General features: G+C 44.0%; 13 protein-coding genes. 8 read left to right on the top strand and 5 right to left on the bottom strand.

Annotated features, from left to right (window positions below; all coding sequences use genetic code 11):
• The 4 genes from B3763_RS04395 to B3763_RS04380 form a co-directional block, all read right to left on the bottom strand.
• The coding region (locus B3763_RS04395; RefSeq protein ID WP_286744111.1) for a polysaccharide biosynthesis tyrosine autokinase at positions 1-2,339 on the bottom strand (2,339 nt) is incomplete at its 3' end.
• Positions 2,339-3,190 (bottom strand): polysaccharide biosynthesis/export family protein, encoded by an 852-nt coding sequence (locus tag B3763_RS04390; RefSeq protein WP_189630626.1) that lies wholly within the window; start codon positions 3,188-3,190, stop codon positions 2,339-2,341. The genes B3763_RS04395 and B3763_RS04390, both read right to left, overlap by 1 nt.
• Positions 3,187-4,032 carry a 3-deoxy-8-phosphooctulonate synthase gene (kdsA, locus tag B3763_RS04385; RefSeq protein WP_189630625.1) on the bottom strand — a complete coding sequence of 282 codons (846 nt, stop codon included), beginning with the start codon at positions 4,030-4,032 and terminating at the stop codon, positions 3,187-3,189. The genes B3763_RS04390 and kdsA overlap by 4 nt, the downstream gene beginning before the upstream one ends.
• Position 4,033: 1 nt before the next feature.
• Complete coding sequence (locus tag B3763_RS04380) at positions 4,034-4,573, bottom strand: KdsC family phosphatase (RefSeq protein ID WP_286744105.1); 540 nt, start codon at positions 4,571-4,573, stop codon at positions 4,034-4,036.
• Between the two features lie 153 nt (positions 4,574-4,726).
• On the opposite strand from B3763_RS04380, the gene B3763_RS04375 reads away from it, so the two are divergent.
• The 3 genes from B3763_RS04375 to serA are packed head-to-tail and all read left to right on the top strand — an operon-like array spanning position 4,727 to position 9,395.
• Positions 4,727-7,141, top strand: a complete 2,415-nt coding sequence (locus tag B3763_RS04375; RefSeq protein ID WP_286744103.1) for a penicillin acylase family protein — start codon at positions 4,727-4,729, stop codon at positions 7,139-7,141.
• Entirely contained in the window at positions 7,138-7,497 is a 360-nt protein-coding gene (locus B3763_RS04370; protein WP_286744101.1) for a hypothetical protein, read from the top strand. The genes B3763_RS04375 and B3763_RS04370 overlap by 4 nt, the downstream gene beginning before the upstream one ends.
• 5 nt (positions 7,498-7,502) lie before the next feature.
• Positions 7,503-9,395: a phosphoglycerate dehydrogenase gene (gene serA, locus B3763_RS04365; RefSeq protein WP_414707123.1), complete on the top strand. Its 1,893-nt coding sequence runs from the start codon at positions 7,503-7,505 to the stop codon at positions 9,393-9,395.
• A 156-nt stretch (positions 9,396-9,551) separates the two neighbouring features.
• Here serA and B3763_RS04360 read toward each other — a convergent pair whose 3' ends face one another.
• Positions 9,552-12,374, bottom strand: a complete 2,823-nt coding sequence (locus B3763_RS04360) for a S8 family peptidase (RefSeq protein WP_286744096.1) — start codon at positions 12,372-12,374, stop codon at positions 9,552-9,554.
• A 211-nt stretch (positions 12,375-12,585) separates the two neighbouring features.
• Here B3763_RS04360 and B3763_RS04355 point away from each other — a divergent pair, with 211 nt between their 5' ends.
• From B3763_RS04355 to B3763_RS04335, 5 genes are all read left to right on the top strand, one after another.
• Positions 12,586-13,440 (top strand): M57 family metalloprotease, encoded by an 855-nt coding sequence (locus B3763_RS04355; protein WP_286744094.1) that lies wholly within the window; start codon positions 12,586-12,588, stop codon positions 13,438-13,440.
• A gap of 255 nt (positions 13,441-13,695) precedes the next feature.
• Positions 13,696-15,408 (top strand): amidohydrolase, encoded by a 1,713-nt coding sequence (locus B3763_RS04350; RefSeq protein WP_286744091.1) that lies wholly within the window; start codon positions 13,696-13,698, stop codon positions 15,406-15,408.
• Between the two features lie 137 nt (positions 15,409-15,545).
• Positions 15,546-17,798 carry an aminotransferase class III-fold pyridoxal phosphate-dependent enzyme gene (locus tag B3763_RS04345; RefSeq protein ID WP_286744089.1) on the top strand — a complete coding sequence of 751 codons (2,253 nt, stop codon included), beginning with the start codon at positions 15,546-15,548 and terminating at the stop codon, positions 17,796-17,798.
• Between the two features lie 393 nt (positions 17,799-18,191).
• Positions 18,192-19,385, top strand: coding sequence for an MFS transporter (locus B3763_RS04340; RefSeq protein ID WP_286744088.1), 1,194 nt, complete (start codon positions 18,192-18,194; stop codon positions 19,383-19,385).
• Entirely contained in the window at positions 19,378-20,457 is a 1,080-nt protein-coding gene (locus B3763_RS04335) for an aminotransferase class V-fold PLP-dependent enzyme (protein ID WP_286744086.1), read from the top strand. Before B3763_RS04340 ends, B3763_RS04335 begins: the two co-directional genes overlap by 8 nt.
• Positions 20,458-20,714 lie beyond the last annotated feature (257 nt).

Genomic DNA, 20,714 nt, shown 5'->3' with positions numbered 1-20,714 from the left:
CCATAGCCATAGCCATAGCCATAACCGTAACCATAGCCATAACCGTAACCATAGCCATAGCCTCTGTTTACCTTAAAGTCATTGAGTAGTAAAGTGGCATTTTTCACAATACCTTTTTTGGTAATATCATTCAAAAATGGAAATACCTGTTTTACTGTATAGTTCTGGCGAACCACAAAAATATTGAGGTCGGCCAGATGAGTAAGGTTGAATGTGTCGGCTACGATACCCACCGGTGGTGTATCTATAATCACCTGTTCATAATGATCCTTTAGGTACTGGATCAGTTCCTTCATTTCATCTGAAATGAGCAGCTCAGCGGGGTTAGGAGGCACAGGCCCGGCAGCTATTAAGTCTAGGTTTTCGTAAGCTGTCTTTTGAATAATCTTATCCCTATCTACAAAACCGGCCAAATAGTTGGAAACTCCAAAGTCGTTGGTCAATCCAAAATCGTCATAGAGTTTCGGCTTTCTCAAGTCCAAACCAATCAGTACTGTTTTTTTGCCTGAAACTGCTAACATGGAAGCTAGATTGAGCGAACAAAAAGACTTGCCTTCACCGGAGGCATTGGAGGTTACTAAGACAGTCTGTATTTTTCGATCTCTTCCAAAAAACGCCATATTCGATCGAATGGCCCGAAAGGACTCAGACATAATCGATTTAGGATGCTTAAGCACTGCAAGGTTGCCCTCATACTTATTATGGCCAATCATACCAATTACCGGTATTGAGGTTAGCTTTTCGATCTGCTTTCTGAACTCTACCTTATCGTTCAATACTTCCCTTAGGAAAAAGAAAAGCAGTGGAAGCCCTAAGCCAACTCCCGCTCCAATAGCATAGTTAAATGGTTTATTGGGGTAAATAGCCTTTACATTGGAAACAGCCTTGTCAACAATTTGAGCATTGGATTCATTTCCGGCCTTGGCAATTCCAGCCTCAGCTCTTCTTTGTCTCAAGAACTGAAACATGCTCACATAAACATTATATATTCTTTGGAGATCTGTTAGTTTTCGCTGCTTCTCCGGATAATTCTCAAACTCCCTCTCAGCTACTTTAATATCTTTATCTATCTGTTTTAGTTCCTCATTGAAGCCTGATATTTGCACTTGAGCACTATTTCTAATCAGAGAGACTAAGCCGTCTATTTCATTAGAAATGTCCTTTACCATTTTATGTTTCGGAGCCAGAGTAATCAAAAGTTTGCTCCTGTCCACCAATAGCTTCTGCAAACGCTCAATGTAAGTGCCAAACATATCATCGCCAGTTACAGTGATCGGCACAAAAGCTTCTTCAAATTTCGTACTATCTGCCAAAAAATCGAGGTTCTGTTGAAGTTGCCGAATTGAGGCTAACACCTCTCCTTTTCTTCGTTCCAGTGAAAGCAACTGCGACTCTACCTTACTTCCGACATTATCTAAACTAAGGGTTTTTTCTTCCACCTTCACTCTATCCAACTTAGTTTCATAGATAGAAAGGGTGTCGTCAAGAATCCTTAACTCACGATCTATATAGGATAGTGTTTTGTCAGCTAAATCGTCCTTTCGCTTAAGCTCCAAGCCTCTGTAGACGTCCATCACAGTATTAATAAAAGCTGCTGCCTTCTTTGGTTCACTGTGGGTAAGTTTTAACTCGGCTATAGTAGTAAAGGCTCGTAAATAGTCTACTTTCAATCGGCTATTCCACTCATTAACAAGGCTTTGCTTGTCGCGAAATTTAAAAGTATAGCTCTTATCTTTTAAATCGACCGTCCGGTTGAAGAATACCGTGAAACTGTATTCATCCGTACTTATAAGGCTATTAGGACGATACAATTCACTTTTCTCATGATTGTCATTATCAGCAAATGTAAGTCTGAAACTATTGTTGTCAGTAAAGCTGATAAGAAACTCTTTGTTATAGACCTGTTTATGGCCTTCTGTAGGAAATATGGTAAACGGAAGCGTATTATATTCTTCAATGGTTTTTATTCTTCCCTTTGAATAATATTCGATATCAAAATCGAGAGAATCTATAGCCGCAGCAGTAATATCTACACTCCGCAGTACCTCCAGCTCATTGAGAAAGTTAGGACTGAAGCCCCCACCTATAAAGTCGGTAAAGAATTGGGAGGCTATGTTTGGGTTCTCCTCAGGAATCATAATCGATCCTTTCAGCGCATACCGCTCGGTCGTATATCGGTGATATATAAATACCACCAGCAGACCTAGCAAACAGGATAGTACAATTACCGGCCAGTTCCTTATTACCTTTATAAGAATAAGTAAAGGATCTATATTCCCTGAACTCCCGCCCGAACCTGTATTGCTTTCATCAAAAAAATCGAATTCGGATCCTGCCATTAGAATCTGGTCAATAAACTAATAATCAATGTTGTACTGGATATAACAGAAACAATTACTGAGAGGTTTTGTAAGGCACTGGTACCAACACCTAACTCACGAATTTTTAAAGGGGGAACATAAATCACATCATCCGGTTGAATAAACCAGTACTCGGTGGGAATGATAGCTCTGCCTGTTACATCAATCTCATGAATTCTAACACCATCCGGATAATCTCTCAATAAAATCACGTGTTCCCTATTGGCATTCAAGGTCAAATCGCCAGAAGTAGCAATGGCCTCCAGTAAGGTGAGCTCATAAACTCTTTCTACTCTACTACCAGGAGACCCCACCTCTCCATAAATTGTAAAGGGAATTCCTTGCAGCTTAACCCCAACCAGAATATCCATTACACCATCTTTCGTTCTAATTATATCTTCAATGCTGTACTTTAGTTCATCGGTAGTTAATCCTGCCGCCTTTATTCTACCTATACCGTTAATTTCTATTTCTCCGTTTTTATCGATGTGATAACCAGTCATGTAAGGGTCATTGAGGATATTATTTCCATTATTGTTATTTCCCCCACCTAGCCCCATCATGGCTCTTCTCTGAAAAATCGGGTAATAATCCTCAACAGCTTGGGTCTCTTTGGAAAAAAAGTTAATCAGAAGAATGTCGTTGGGTTGAAGACGGTAGTCAATTCTCTTTAGTTCAATCAATGTATCATTGGCCAAAGCAGGGTCGTCTTCCTTGTTCTGTAAGTACACAATTTTTTCATTGGGAATACAGCTACTTACCAGAAGTACCACAAAAAGAAAGCCCATTAGCTTTAGGGCTAAAGGGCTTTTTCTATTTCTTGTTTTCATTCAACGTCATTATTTGCTTGCTGACCCATTTCAAAGGCCGCTTTGGCCATGGTCAGAAAATCATTCATTTTATGCAGAGGGATCATGTTTGGCCCGTCACTTAAAGCTTTCTCCGGGTTGGGATGAGTCTCAATAAAGAACCCATCGACCCCCACTGCTCCGGCCGCTCTGGCTAAATAGGGAGCAAACTGCTTTTGTCCTCCTGAACTCCCTCCCATGCCTCCGGGTTGCTGTACACTATGGGTAACGTCAAAAACTACGGGAGCGTATTGTCTCATTACTGGAAGTGCCCTCATGTCTACCACCAAATTATGATAGCCAAAAGATACTCCTCTTTCAGTCAAAATAACCTTTTCGTTTCCTGTAGATTTCACCTTGTTTACTGCGTACTGCATATCTTCCGGTGCCATAAACTGCCCGCGTTTGATTTTCACCGTTTTACCGGTTTCACCAGCCGCTAAAAGCAGGTCTGTTTGGCGACATAAGTAAGCGGGAATTTGCAATGCTTGCGCCACGTCACTCACAGGTTTAGCCTGGTAAGACTCATGAATGTCAGTGACTATCGGCAACTGGAAATCACGCTTGATTTGGTCTAATACTCGTAGACCATCGTCTAACCCTACTCCTCGAAAGGATTTTGCCGAAGTACGATTAGCTTTATCAAACGATGCCTTAAAGATATACTGAATATCGAGCCTCAAGCAAATTTCCTTAAGGGTTTCTGCCACGCGCGCGCACACCTCATAAGACTCCACCGCGCATGGTCCGGCAAACAAAACCATCTTACCTGAGCCAACCGTAATACTGTCAGACAGTTGAAACCCTTCCTCAAATTTTTTCATCTTATGCTTTCAAGAGTTTGTTAATAATTTCTTCATACTTACCCTGACTCAACAATACCATATCGGCCAGTTCACGAAGAGCCCCTTCACCACCTTTTTTAGACAGTACCCAATGAACATGTTCCTTTACCTGCGACTGACCATCGGCCGGAGTACAGCTCAATCCACACCTACTCAAAATGGGTAAATCGTTAATATCGTCTCCAATATAGGCTATCTCACTATCGTGTAAATGAAGCTCCTTTTTCAAATCTTCATACACCGCCCCTTTATCCTTAACCCCGTGGTAATGCCTGTCTATAGATAACTCGTTACATCGGTTTCTGACTACTCTGGAATCGCGCCCGGTAATTACTACCGTTGCGATTTGGTACTGCTTCAGGTACTTGATAATCTGACCATCTTTCACATTAAATTGCTTGGATTCCAAGCCATTGTTGTCGTAAATAATACTACCATTGGTTAGCACTCCGTCAACATCAAAGAAAATAGCTCTGATTTTTTTGGCCCTCTCGGTCAATTCTTTTGAAAAGTCTTTCATGTGTATCTGACAAAGGTAGAACGATTAGCAGAAAGCTCACAACAGAAACCTTCACTTCCACCAAACCCGGAAGACATCATGTTGGAACTTGTTCTCTTTCTATGTAGCTATTTGCATTAAAATCACCTTATATTCATAGCAAATTCATCGACAATGAAGCTTCTAAAACTCTTACTATCCTTTCTTTTGGCTTTGAGTGTATTCCTAGCACTAAACACTAAAATTGACCCTTTACCCCCTCTCGGTAAGTTCCTGTCGCCCAACCAAGGCATCTGGTTAAACGATGTTTCTGAAGATAACACAGAGGAGCTCAGTATTAAAGGCCTTTCAGCACCGGTTAAAGTACATTACGACAAACACCTCATCCCTCATGTCTTTGCTCAAAACAATTTAGACTTATACCGATCGCAAGGGTATATAACCGCGAAGCACAGGCTTTGGCAAATGGAGTTTCAAACGCATGCATCGGCCGGAAGACTCTCTGAAATTGTGGGTAGTGCGGCCCTGGATTATGACCGAAGTCAGCGAAGAAAGGGAATGCTCTTTGGAGCCGAAAAAGCCTTGGAAAACATGCAGAAAGATCCGGAAATTTTGGGGTACCTGGAGGCTTATCGCGATGGAATCAATAGCTATATAGAGCCTTTGTCACCCAGTAAATACCCGGTTGAGTATAAGCTTTTGGATTATGCTCCAGAGCCCTGGACACTCAAAAAAACAGCTCTACTGCTAATGTATATGACAGACATGCTGGCCGGATATGAGACTGACCTTGAGTTTACCAACTTTATCAACAACTATGGAAAAGAGCGTTTCGACTTTCTTTTCCCTGATTTTTTTGATGCAAATGACCCTGTAATACCAGCCGAAACAGATTGGAGTGATTGGGAAGTTACTGTGCCAGACACTCCTGAAGGAGATTTTCCAATGGATTATATTACTGATGTTTTGCATAAACCAAACCCGGATAATGGTAGTAACAACTGGGCGGTAGGGCCTGATAAATCTTATTCAGGTAATGCCATTTTGGCCAACGACCCTCACCTGCAGCTTAATCTTCCTTCCATTTGGTATGTAATGCAACTCACTACCCCTGAGAAAAACACTTTTGGAGCTACCTTGCCCGGAGCCCTGGGCATTGTCATTGGTTTTAACAACCACATTTCCTGGGGAGTTACCAACGCCACACGTGATGTAAGAGATTGGTATAAAATAAAATTCAAAGACGAAAAAAGAGAGGAATACTGGCACGACAATCAATGGAAACCAACGACCAAAAAAGTAGAAGAGATTGTTATACGAGGAAGAGAGACCTTTTACGATACGGTTGTATACACTCACCATGGCCCCGTGAGTTATGACGCCTCCTTTAAAGGCAATGGACAGAAAATGGGATATGCCATGCAATGGACAGGGCATTTGGGCGGAAATAATCAAAGAACTTTAATTGAGTTGAACGGAGCCAGAAACTACCATGAGTATGAAGCTGCTCTCGTTCATTTTGTAGCTCCGGCCCAAAATTTCGTCTTTTCTTCTAGAGATGGAGATATAGCCTTATGGATTCAGGGAAGGTTCCCTAATAAATGGAAGGGGCAGGGTAAATTCTTAATGGACGGAACCAATCCTGAGCATGATTGGCAGGGATGGATTCCACAGGCGCATAATGCACATGTAAAGAATCCGGAAAGAGGCTTTGTGAGCTCGGCCAACCAACACCCGGTAGACAAAAGTTATCCTTACTACGTATTCAACGATGGGTACGAAATGTACAGAAACCGGGTAATAAACGATTTCTTCAGGTCTAAAAAGAAATTTACCATTCAGGACTTTAAAGACCTGCACAACAACAACTACAATCTGAAAGCCGCAGAATTGCTTCCTCATATGCTGAAAGTAATGCCAACTGACGGTTTGTCTGAAGAAGAATTAGCTTATCTGAACGATGCCAAAGCATGGAACTTCTACAACAACACTGACTCTAAAGGTGCCAGTGTTTGGGAAGCCTGGTGGAGCAAACTCAACCGAATGGTCTGGGACGAGTTGAGGGCAGATACCCTGGCAATGGTTCCTCCCTTCACCTATCAAACCATTAATCTTTTGAAAAACTTTCCTGACGATCCATTTATGGACAGAGTAAACACCCCCGAAACAGAAACTGCCACCGATCTGTTTGTGGCTTCATTCAAAGAAGGAGTAAAGGACCTAAACACCTGGAAAGAACGACTGGGTAATTACAATTGGGGTGATGTCAAAGCTACCTACGTAGGTCACCTGCTTCAGGCCTTACCGGCTTTCTCACGCTTCAACCTTCCCATTGGGGGTAACAGCGGAATTGTAAATGCTACATCAAGAAATCATGGCCCTTCCTGGCGAATGATAGTAGAAATGTCTGACCCTCCCAAAGCATTAGGAGTGTATCCGGGGGGGCAATCGGGCAACCCGGGCAGCAAATACTATGATGACCTGGTTGATATTTGGGCTGCTGGCGAATATCTGGAGCTCCAATTTATGCAATCTGCCGAAAACCCTACCGGTGTTTTATTTACCCAAACGCTAAACCCAAAACAATGAAAAAGCTCACCAACTTTATACTCACCTTAGTATTAGGCATCACATTTTCCATGTTTCTACCCTGGTGGGCCATTATGCTTGCAGGCTTCATTAGTGGTGCAATCGTTCGCCTACGAAAAGCAGCCGTCTTCTTTGTTCCCTTTCTGGCAATCGCCTTATTTTGGATAGTCAACGCCTGGTTGCTATCTAACCCGAACGACTTTATTCTGGCAAGAAAAATTGCGACACTATTCTTCCTGAATGGAAATGTGGTGCTCTTGCTTCTGATAACAGGCCTGTTGGGTGGTATAGCAGCAGGAGTGGCTGCAGTTTTTGGCAACCAATGCCGACTAATGATGGGCAAGGAAAACCGATGAATACAATAACTACCAATGTACACTTTGTAATAGACTTTGATAGCACCTTTACTCAGGTAGAAGCGCTCGATATTCTGGGAGAAATTGCCCTGACAGGACACCCTCAAAAAGTAGAAAGACTTCAAAAAATAAAAGAAGTCACTGATTTGGGCATGGCCGGAGAGTTATCGTTACGTGAGTCTTTAGAAGCCAGAATCCGTCTGCTCGATGCCAGAAGAGAACACCTGGACGAGCTGGTGATACGGTTAAAAAAACTCATTTCCAGGTCGGTAAGCAGAAACAAGCACTTTTTTGAACAATATGCCGACAGAACCTACATTGTCTCCAATGGTTTTAAAGAGTTCATAGTGCCGGTGGTAACCGGTTTAGGAATAAAAGCCGAGCACGTTTTTGCCAATGACTTTGTATTCGATGCATCAGGAAACATTACTGATTTCAACAGGCAAAATGTCCTTTCCTCCAATGGTGGCAAGGTAAAGCAAATTGAGCAGTTGCGCCTCGAAGGCGAAATTCATATGATTGGCGATGGCTATACTGACTATGAAGTTAAGAAAGCCGGTGTGGCCAAAAAGTTCTATGCCTTTACCGAGAATATAGAACGCGACCAGGTAAAAGCCTATGCCGATCATATAGCCCCTAGTTTTGACGAAATTCTTTTTGATAATAAAATGAGTGGAGCCCTTTCATACCCCAAAAACAGGATCAAAATGCTCCTGCTGGAAAATGTTCATCCCAATGCATTGGCCAAACTAAAAGCCGATGGTTTCTCTGTAGAAAGCTATCCGGCAGGCCTCGATGAAGATGAATTAGTTGAAAAAATTAAGGGAATCCATGTACTTGGTATACGCTCCAAAACACAGGTTACAGCCAAGGTGTTACAAGCGGCAGACAAGCTGATGGCCATTGGTGCCTTTTGCATTGGCACTAATCAAATCGATTTAGAAGCCGCCCTTGCCAAAGGTGTGGCCGTATTCAATGCTCCTTTCAGCAATACGCGGTCGGTAGTTGAGCTGGCCATAGCAGAAATCATTATGCTCATGCGGGGTATTCCCGATAAGTCAGCTGATATGCATCGGGGAAAATGGTCTAAAACAGCCAGCAACAGCTTTGAAATAAGGGGCAAAAAGCTGGGAATCATCGGTTATGGCAACATTGGCTCACAACTTTCGGTTTTAGCCGAAAACCTGGGAATGCAAGTACACTACTACGATATAGAAGAACGGTTGGCCCTGGGCAATGCTACCAAATGCGAAAGCCTTGAAGAACTATTGCAGCTGGCCGATGTAGTAACACTGCACATTGATGGAAGGCCGGAAAACACCGGCTTCTTTACCAAAGAGCACTTCGACCTCATGAAGAACGGGGTTATTTTCCTCAACCTGGCCAGGGGGCCGGTAGTGGATGTGCCCGCCTTAAAAGCTGCCATACAATCGGGCAAAATCAGGGGAACCGGTGTAGATGTGTTCCCGGAAGAACCCAAAAGCAATAATGATCCGTTTGAATCGGAGTTAATTGGCCTACCTAACACCATTTTAACTCCACACATTGGCGGAAGCACCCTGGAAGCCCAGGAAAACATAGCGGATTTTGTTCCAAACAAAATCATGGATTATATCAACACCGGTAATACCGCGTTGAGTGTGAATTTCCCGAATATCACCCTACCGAAACTGAACAATGCACACCGATTGATTCACATTCACTCTAACAAACCGGGAGTGCTGGCCAAAATCAACAAAGTTTTGGCCGAACACGATGCCAACATTGATGGGCAATATCTCAAAACCAATGAAACTGTTGGGTATGTGATCACCGACATCAACAAGGCTTATGACAAGGACTTAATCACTGCGCTGAAGAAGATTGAGCACACCATTAAGTTCAGGGTACTATACTAGTCAAGCTCCGTAAGGGAGAGATCAGAAACAAGTCTCAAAGCGATGGAAGGGCTGTTTCCGGTTTGGGTCTAAAACTCAAAACCGTTTAAACCCAGGTGAGGTAGTTTCATTTCAGCATTGACTTGCCAAAGCGACAATGCGCTATTTAGATGCTCATTACTTCACCACCAGTCTCCCTCTTTGACTATTCAAACCGTTGGTTACGGTATAAAAATACATTCCTCTTGAAAGGCTTGGTATTCTAAAACTATAGCCTCTGGCCACAATTGGTTCGGTAAGAAGCACATGACCAGAACTATTGTAGAGCGTAAAAAAGGCTCGATGGGTCACCGGGTTATCACGAAGATAGACATTCAGGTCTCCCCCTGCTTCAACAGGATTAGGAAACACCGCAGCCGAAACTTTATTCAACCAATACGTGCTTAACTCTTCCGATCGAATTTGCTCTCCGTTTTCGAAATGAAGCTCAACCCTGTAACCATTATATCCATCAGCCGGACTATCATGAACAAAAGTTATGGTAGTTCCAAAACTCCCGGCTGCAACCACTCCTATTTCTTTCATTGGTTCCACTCCTTCTCTGTGTAAAAAACGTATTTGCTCAATGCCTGCCACAGTTCCCAAGGCCAACTCCAGCTCCACTCCTCCTCCTTCTTGCTGCTCCGATATGAAAAAAGAATTCAAGTAGCATCCCGTTCCAAATTCATAGTTTACAGACGGGCTGGCCAAAGTTTTCTTACCGTTTTTTAGTACCGCACGAATCGAGAGGAACCGGGAGTTCAAACCACCCGATTGAAAAACCGCAGCCGTATCGGTAGTGCTTAGCATAGTTTCCATGGAACCATTGTTCCAGTTAAGTACCTCATAGCCCATCGCTGCTGGCAATTGCTTCCAGGCTATGCGAGTAGAGTCCCCACAGAAATACCCGATACGAGGAACAGTGGTACGATGGACCACGAACTCATCCGAAAGGTATTCATTACCCTCCACAACCATTTTGAGTTGAGCAGTAGCCGTAGTATCCGGTGCACGCCATCGAAACAAACCCGCCCGAAGGTCTATGCCGGAAGCAATCTGTTGCCAGGTGTCTCCTTCATTAAGTGTAAGCCAGAGCTCACCACTGTGAGCAGCCAGCGTACTATTCCATCGTAGATAACCCGTGGTCTCACCGTTGTAAGGCACATGATCAGAACCCGTAGGATACACCCAATTGAACTGGTTGGCCGCCTTCCAATCGTAGGCAATAACGTAGGGTTGATCTTCGCCCAAGTGATTAAAAGCCTCCACCCTCAAGGTATAGGAACCGGGCGAAGGGTTCAAAATTCGTATTTGTTCTACGGTATTGAGGCTATCCCGACCTGTTACAGCCTCATCGGAAAGATTGGATGGATTAGGATTTAAAACAAAAGGTTGCCAAACGTTACTCTGCACATCCAAAACTTTGAAATCCAAATCATGAACAATAGCCTTGTCACTATTCACCACAGCGGCAGGGTCGGTCCAAACCAGTGTTGCCTTAAATTCACTAATGTTTGGCGGAATTTGGACCGTATGATTATTCACAACTCTATTTGACAACACTCCTGATATATACCGTTCTTCTTCAAGTGCTCTCATGGTTGTAAAAGCATTGAGGCTGCCAAATCCTGTTTTAAAATCGGGTCCTGGCGTAAACACATCATCAGCACCATTTATTAACAAAGCCCTCAGCAAAGCGGCCGGAGCTGGTTCGTTATTCATCTGCTTATATTTTTGCTGCAATAGCACCGCTACACCAGAAGTCAGCGCGGCAGAATTGGACGAACCAAACATACTGTAAGCAACTAAATCGGGTTTAACTCTTCCATCATAGGTGGGGCCATTGCTCGAAAACAACACCGGACGATTAAGGGTATCTACAGCTCCCACCAGCAGGGTGTTCTTAGCCATTTTAAAATTACCCGATAAATTGGCATACCCGGTCAACCCGGCATATGGCCCCTCGCTGCTTGTTTCCAAACCTAAGTTACCCGATGAAAACACATGCAAAACAGATGGTGTTTGCCAGGCATGCTCGTCATAGGCCGAAGCCAAAGCACCGTAAAAATTCTCAATGCGCGTACCGTAACTATGATTCTGAATTTGGATACCCCAATCATTAAAATACTCTGGATCATCGGGAAAGAGGTCTTGTGGAAAAGAAGAAGTAAGCGAAGCCTTGGAGGCCACACCTAAACCTAACACCGAAGTATTTCCGGTTCCGGCAATAATAGTGGCCATTTCTGTGGCATGGTTATCTGTATCTTCGGCCGTACGTGGTGTCGTCACACTTCGGCCCCAAAGGTCTAAATCATTCGGGTCGAACCCATTTTCTTTAATAGAGACTAACTCATTTTGTCCTTTCAGATTGGGGTAGTGATGAAACAATTGCTTTACTCTGTTGGGCACAAGGTTCAAATCTAACACCTTGCTCTCCCATATCGGAAAAAGCTGCTCATTGCCCACATAATGTACTTCGGGCCATTGGAGAATATGTTGCAGCTGCTCCGATGTTAGCCTTACAATAAATGCAGAGTGGTTAGTCAACCGGTAATCAATCGCTTCTGCATCAAGTCGTTCTCTTAATACTTCGGTTCTAAGCCCCTTTACCACATATGTGCCCATAGTATTTTCCAGAGCAACATTGGGCGAGAGTTTCCAGGAATTGCCAACCTTCCACACCGATTGAACGGTTGATGGGTCGATAGCTTTAGCCGCTAAGCCATCGATAATAAACCATCCGTTGGCAAGTGGGCGAAGTATCTTAAGCCCATGTAAGGAAGCATGTGAATTAGTCTGAATAGCATAAAAATCATCAGGTCGAGCCTTCACTTCCTTTAGCACTGTTTCTCTTTCAAAAAAGGAATATGCAGTGTTAACCTGGGCTAAAACCAACTCTGAATTCCCCCAAAAGAATACGGCAATTAATGCACAGAGTAATCGATTAGCTACAGTCTTCAAGTTGATTTAATTTATTAATGATATTACTAAATAACCTCTTGATATGTTAATACACAAATTAAATAGTTTAAATACATTTTTCAGCAATTCACACTAAAGTACAAGCATAATACATTAATTAGTTTTATTTTTTAATATATTTTATTAACATTAATTGTTGATTATTTACAACTCAACCTTAACATTTATTATTAACTAAACATCACTTACAATGCAAAAAGTAAAACTATCATTGCTTAGTGCCTTTAGCGCACTTTTGATCGTGATCTTTGCTGTCTCTTGTACCGAAGATCAAGATCCAACAGAGCTCCAACAGGAGGAAATAAGCGAAACCGTTAAAAACCAATTTACCGAGTTGGGTTTTGACGTAAGCGACATCAGAATGTCAAAGAGTTCTGAGGTTCTGGATCCTGCTTATGAAGCCGGCAATTATGTGCTTGAAAATGACATCATCATTACTCCGGAAAACCTGGAGAAAATGCTGAAAAGTAAAATTGAGCACGTAGGAGCGGTTGGTGAGCAGTACCGAACCACCAACCTGGTAAATGCCCCCCGTACTATTAATGTTATTGGCTATACCGGTGGCAGCAACGCCCTGGACAATACCATGAGAACTGCCTTGCAGTGGGCCATTAACAATTATAATGCCCTGAATACCGGTCTTACATTTACACTAACTTTTGGCACCAACTATCAGCCATACGATATAGTAGTGTACCGTGTAAGCGGTGGCGGTGGCGGGTCTGCCGGGTTCCCTAGCGGTGGCAACCCCTACAAGTATGTTCAGATTCAGTCGGGTACAAGTAGCTTTGGTACAAATGTAACTGAGCACGTAATTACCCATGAAATCGGACACTGCCTTGGCCTTAGACACACCGACTACTTCAACCGGTCGCTCTCTTGTGGCACCGGAGGAAATGAAGGTTCTGGAGGTGTAGGTGCCATCCACATCCCTGGTACTCCTACCGGATTCGACCCCAACTCCATTATGCTATCATGCTTTAGCTCTAATGAAGATGGTGAATTCGGGCAGTATGACATTGCTGCTTTGGAATACCTATACTAATTATTTGATTTCATAGTCTGTAAATAATCAACACAAAGGAGGCCAATCGAGAGGCTTTGAGTTAAATAACACCTTCATAACCCTGATGTTATTTAATCCGGCTTCGTTGATGGCCTCTTTTATTTTTACCACCTCATCCACAAACCCTCCCACATGATAATAATTCACCCAGCCCCGCTGCCTACATTTCGCATTGCACGAGTCAGGAAATAGCCTTACTTTTTCATCTTCAATCTTAAACCTATGAAGACATTAATGAGAAGAGTAGCAGGAGCCCTCCTACTACTGACAATACTCGTATTACAAGCCTGTAACAGTGGCGAAAAGGCCGATTCAATTTTCTACAATGGAACAATCTATACCGTAGATGACAGCAACCCACAAGTAGAAGCTGTGGCCGTAAAGAACGGCATGATAATGGCCACCGGCTCTAAAGCTGAAATAATGAAACTACAGGGTGATGACACGGAAATGGTAGACCTGCGGGGACAAACCATGACACCCGGTTTTATAGAGTCGCATGCCCACATGATGGGCGTAGGCTACAACAAGCTGGAACTGGACCTGATGTATGTAAAAACCTATGACGAATTGGTTGAAAAAGTAGCTGAGGCGGTTGAAAAAGCTCAACCCGGTGATTGGATTACCGGAAGAGGTTGGCACCAGGATAAGTGGATAGAGAAGCCCGACCACATGGTTAAAGGCTTCCAGACTCATGATAAACTTTCAGAAGTAAGCCCTAACAATCCGGTGTGGCTGAGACATGCCAGCGGCCATGCTGCCTTCGCCAATGCCAAAGCCATGGAACTGGCGGGCGTGAATAACCTGAGCATTGAGAGCCTGCAGGGAGAAGTAGAAGGAGGAGAAATTATTAAAGATGAACTAGGCAACCCTACCGGAGTATTTACCGAACGGGCAGCGTCTATAGTAGGCAAACTCGTTCCGGCAGAAACAGAAGAAAGAGCCGAACAAGCGCTCCAAATGGCTATCGATGAATGCCTGAGACTTGGAATTACCAGTTTTCACGATGCCGGCTCCGGCCAGGATTTCATAGACCGATTGCAGCGATTCAAAGATCAGGGCAAGCTCAAGGTAAGAATGTATACCATGCTCACAGGCCGATCGCCACAACTCCTGGAAGAGTGGTACAAAAAAGGCCCGATGATAGACCCCGATCATTTGCACACCGTGAGGTCCATTAAACTGAATTGCGATGGTGCCCTTGGCCCTAGAGGAGCATGGTTGCTCGAAGAGTATACCGACAGACCCGGCCACTACGGCCATGAAACCCTCCCCATGGAAACCGTAACCGAAGTGTCTGAAAAAGCTCTTGCTTCCGGCTTTCAAGTATGCTCTCACGCCATTGGCGACCGTGCAAATAGAGAAATACTCGATCGCTACGAGGCAGCATTCAATAAATACCCCAACATTGACCGAAGAGCTCAGCGCTTTAGAATAGAGCATGCCCAACACCTTAGTGAAGAAGACATTGCCCGCTTTGGAGAAATGAATATTGTAGCCGCCATGCAGGCCATTCATATGAGTTCAGACAGGCCTTGGGCCATTGATAGGCTCGGTGAAGAACGCATTGTTGAAGGCGCCTATGTATGGCAAAAACTAATGCAAAGCGGTGCTGTAGTTTGTAATGGTACTGATGCTCCCGTAGAGCCTCTGGATCCGCTACCGTCATTTTATGCTTCCATTTCAAGAAAAACTCTCGAAGGTTTTCCTGAAGAAGGCTTTGAAGCCGACCAGGCTATGACCCGGGCGCAGGCCCTTAAGTCATACACTTTAGATGGTGCCTATGCAGAGTTCGAAGAAGACTTCAAAGGCTCTATTGAAGTTGGAAAAGCAGCAGACTTTACCATCTTCAACAAAAACATTATGACCATTCCTGAGCAAGAGATTCTCAAAACCAAAGTAAGCATGACCGTGGTGGGAGGAGAAATAGTTTACAAGGCAGACTAATCGGCCTCCAAAAACGTAAAAACATTCCCGCTATTCATGGAAAACTGTGAGTAGCGGGTTTTTTATGCCCCTCTGGCTTTTGATGCGTACTTTGGCTTGGGTATTTAGGCCTTGTTTCCGAGCTTTAGTGCACACATATGGAAGAGCTACTCCTCACTCATTACCAGATTCAGGTCAAAACCATTGAAGAACTGGAAGGCTACATAAGCCACAATTATAGAGTTATTGGCCACGAGGCCAACTACGTGTTAAAAGTATATCCCAACACCCCGAGAGTTAAGGAAGAGGTGCTGGGTGAAATTGCGCTCGTTCGTCAGCTAGACCATTTGAATAGCCGACAAATTTCAACCACCATCCCCAACACAAACCATGAGCTTTTAAGCACCGTTTCGCTCAACGGAAAAGAATGCCTCCTTCAACTCATGAGTTATATTGAGGGAACATTTTTGGCGGAAACCACACATACTCCTCAGCTGTTTGAAAGCTTTGGGCAGTTCCTGGGCCATATGGACCAACGACTCATTAATTTTGAAAATAGTGCCATAGCTAGTCGCAGACTCGTTTGGAACCTTGATAATTTTGAGTTGGCAACCCCTCTCGCACAATACATCGCCCCTCCCTCTAAAAAGAAGTTGGTTGACCATTACATTATTGAGTGGCGCCAACACGTTGCCCACAAACTCCCCCATCTCAGGCACAGTATTATTTACAATGACGCCAACGACTGGAATGTATTGGTCCACGATTCGGCATTTGGAATCATCGATTTTGGTGATGCCTCCTACTCAGCCCTTATCAACGAAGTAGCCATTGCCTGCACCTATGCTCTCATGAATAAGGAAGAGCCCCTAAAGTGGGCTTCATATCTGGTTAGGGGCTATCACAGCGTGATGCCACTGCAAGAAGAAGAATTAAACCTACTATATTATCTAATAGCCGGTCGATTGGTTACCAGTGTGTGCAAGTCGGCCGAACAGGCCAAAGCACAGCCGCATAATACTTACATTCAAATTAGTGAAGAAGGAGCCTGGAAGCTTTTAGAGAAATGGATAACCATTGGACCTGTCCTTGCCGAGAACACTTTTCGCGAGGCCTGTTCGTATTCTCCGAAAAGCCCCCCTCCCCTTGAAAACCAGATAAACAATCGTCATAAATTCATTAGCAAGGGACTCTCCATTAGTTACAATACACCTATTCATATGGAGTCGGCCATATTTCAATACATGTTCGATAGGCATGGAAACCGGTTTTTAGATGCCTATAACAATATACCGCATGTAGGCCACCAACACCCAAAAGTTGTAGAAGCTGCGCAACGTCAAATCGCAAAACTCAATACAAACACCCGGTACTTGTACGATGCACTCCCCCAATATGCAGAAAAGCTCTTAAGCAAATTTCCGGATCACCTCAACCGTGTATTTTTTGTAAACTCCGGAAGCGCAGCCAGTGACCTTGCTATTCGGCTGGCCCAAAACTTCACCTCCCGAACGAACATTGGGGTAGTACAACACGGCTATCATGGCAACACTCGCACAGGCATTCAAATAAGCCCCTACAAATACATGGGAAAAGGAGGAACCGGGCGTGCAGAAAATATTGTCGAAGCCGAACTCCCCGACTCCTACAGGGGACGTTACAGAGGAGCAAGCGCTGGAGAAGCTTATGCACAAGACTATATTAACCTTTTGAGCCAGGGTGAACCTCTGGCGGCTTTCATTGCCGAACCTATTGTGGGTTGCGGAGGCCAGGTGCCTTTGGCCAATGGCTTTCTGAGAAAACTCGTCCCTCATCTACGAAACAGTGGAAGCCTATACATAAGCGATGAGGTTCAAACCGGTTTTGGCCGCATGGGCAGCCACTATTGGGGCTTCCAAATGCATGAGGTTTCTCCGGACATTGTGGTACTGGGCAAGCCTATTGGCAACGGCCACCCCATGGCAGCCGTGGTTTGTACTCAGGCCATAGCCGATGCTTTCGATAACGGCATGGAATTTTTCTCATCCTTCGGAGGAAACCCCGTTTCATGCGAAATAGGATTGGCCGTACTCGAAACCATTGAAGAGGAAGGCTTACAGAAAAATGCCTTAGAGGTTGGCAATTATAAAAAGGACCTATTTACTGCCCTGGCAAAAAAGTTTCCTCAAATTGGTGACATTAGGGGTTCAGGGCTGTTTCTGGGCTTAGAGATTATTGCCGATGATGACCTGACACCTCACACTCAACTGGCCTCCGTTATTAAGAACGAATTGAGAAACAGGCACATTCTGGTAAGTACAGATGGCCCACACGACAATGTCATTAAATCGAAACCTCCTATGTGTTTTAACAAGACCAATGTAGAAGAGCTTGTGTCGGCTATGCACGAAATTCTAACCAGAAACACCTAAAATAAAAAGCCGCTTTTGAAGCGGCTTTTTATTTTACCCATAAGAACTCAGAGGTCTTTTCGAACCTCTATTAAAGACAAGATTTGGGCTATCCTTTAAACTCGCAACAGTCCACTGTTATCCTGCACTAAGTACGAGGTCCCGAAAAATCGGGATGAGGCCTTGTTTTGAGAGGGATTCACCCGGTATTTGAGTTAGAATTGTAAAGTTCGAAAACTGGTCTAAGCTCAAATGGGTATTTCTTTTTTCCCCGTTAATAATACAAACTTATGAAGCCTTTGGTTTCAAGAAAAAAGAAAAGCACCTTATTTCAGCCAGACATTCATAAAGTACACCATCTTACGTTTTCCAGCCACTTTTTAGTAGCTTGCAGGTTTAGACACGACTCGACTATTGGCACCAAATAAAGACAACATTCTTTCGCGGGACTTCATCCTGCATTTTGTTTCGTATTTCTTAATGGCCTCGGCCTTTTACTTTTTACTCCCTACTCTACCCATTTATGCAGTAAACGCACTCGATGCTAACAAAAATCAGGTAGGCTATATAATTGGCGTTTATGCACTGGCCGCCTTGTTGGTAAGGCCATTTTGTGGCTATGTGCTCGATGCCTACGGCCGCAGATCGGTTTACCTTTGGGCTTTGTTGTTTTTTACTATTCTTACGGCTGCCTATCATCTGGCTTCGACCTTTTTCATTCTACTCATCATTCGGGTGTTTCATGGCATCGCCTGGGGAACTATTACCACAGGGGGGAGCACCATTGCAGCCGACCTTATACCTGAATCAAGGCGCGGAGAAGGCATTGGATACTTTGGCCTGGCTATGACCTTCGCCATTGCCTTAGCTCCCTACGGAGGCGACCAGATTATGGGCCAAAACAACTTCGTAAACCTTTTTAGCATTTCTGCCATTGTAGCCCTGGCCGCTTTGGTATTGGCTCTGGTAGTAAAAGTGCCAAAAATCAAGACCGGAGAAACGAAAATTCAGCTCTCCAAAATGTTCGACAAGCGAGTAAATCGCATTGCAATAGTCATGTTTACAGGGGCTTTCCCTTTTGCGGCTATTATTTCATTTATACGCATATACAGCGATGAACTGCAAATTAATCAAGGGGCTCTGTTCTTTATTTTTATGGCCATAGGCGTGGCGATTGTAAGGCTTATTGTTGGCAAAATTATGGACCGAAGAGGCCCTTCTGCTTTGGTAGCTACAGGCCTGCTAGTGACTGTAGCAGGGCTCATTTGGTTGCGTTATATCGATAGCTTTTGGCCACTGATGGCTGTGGGTGTATTAGTTGGCTTTGGCAATGGCATCATAATGCCTACGGTACAAACCATGGCGCTCAATATGGTTCCTATGGAGCGCAGAGGAGCCGCCAATGCTACCTTCTTTTCAGCCGTAGACCTGGGCATTGGAGCCGGCTCAATTGCTCTTGGCTATGTAGCCGAATATTGTGGAATAGGCATGATGTTTTTTATCTGTGGAGTGATACTTTTGTTCCCGTTGGTGTTCTATTTTCTCTTTGTAAGAAAACACTATCATCAACATGTTGAGGAACTAAAAGCCGCAGAAAACAATGCCTAAAAAAATATTCTTTACCCCCGGCCCGTCCGCTCTATATTTCACGGTAGAAGAACACCTAAAAGCCGTTCTTAAAGAGCAGGTTATGGAAATCAATCACCGTAGCGCTCAGGCCGAAGCCTACTACCGGCAAACCGAAGAAAACCTTAAAGCCCTCATGAATATTCCGGCCGACTACCGTGTGCTTTTCCTTAGTTCGGCTACAGAAATTTGGGAGCGTCAGCTCCAAAACTTCGTCACCCAAAAGTCTTTTCACTATTGCTATGGTGCCTTTTCTAATCGCTTTTATGATTTTGCTACCGACTGGAAACTGAGTCCGGAAAAGGCCGAAGCCCCGTTTGGCCAATTGCCGGATACCAATCCGGACCTTATTCCTTCAGATACTGAACTGGTCACAATGGCCCTCAATGAGACCTCCACCGGGGTGGCCTTTCCTACGGAAAGTATTTATATCATTCGTCAAAAGCATAAAGAAGCCCTTATAGCTGTCGATGGTGTTTCGGCCCTCCCCGTAACGGATCTGAATTTCTCCATGGTGGACAGCGTCTATTTTTCTGTACAAAAATGCTTTGGGTTGCCTGCAGGTCTGGGCGTATGGATTGTGAGCCCCAGGGCAATAGAGGCTGCCAAAAGTAAGCTACAAAGTGGTCAGAGCATAGGCAGTTACATGGCACTCCCAAATCTGGTGAAGAATGCGGAAAAAGGGCAAACCACTTATACAGCCAATGTATTGGGTATATACCTTTTAGGCCGAGTTGCCGGAGATATGTTAGAAAAAGGCATTGATACCATCAGGCACGAAGCACGCTACAAGTCGGCCTTATTGTACCATACCCTGGAGCAACACCCTGAACTTACTCCGTTTGTCAGCGAAAAACACCTGAGGTCTCAAACGGTGGCTGTAGCCAATACTTCAGGAAGCTCTAGCGTGATTATTGATGCCCTAAAAGCCAAAGGTTTGGTCATCGGCAATGGCTATGGTCAATACAAAGGAAAACAAATCCGCATTGCATCATTTCCAACACATTCTAAAGAGCAAATAGAGCTTTTGGCAGACCTTATCAATCAATTATGAGGCAAGGGCCAGTGAAGAAAACCAGGAATATTATTTCTATATTTATTCGCCTTGCATATTCACCAAATATTAATTTTGCACCGAATTCTTAGTCTATGCCTTCACGAGAAAAAATAATGGTTTTGATGGATACCTCAGATGCAGACCGCACACTACTGAGGTTTTTGGAAGTAATTGCCACCACCAATGAAACCAAAGAGATTCACTTCTTTAACAGCATTAGTGAGATAAAAATACCGGAAGAGGTACTACGAGAC

Source organism: Roseivirga sp. UBA1976 (assembly GCF_002336325.1).
GTDB classification, from domain to species: domain Bacteria; phylum Bacteroidota; class Bacteroidia; order Cytophagales; family Cyclobacteriaceae; genus Roseivirga; species Roseivirga thermotolerans.
This window is presented reverse-complemented; position numbering and strand designations above follow the sequence as displayed.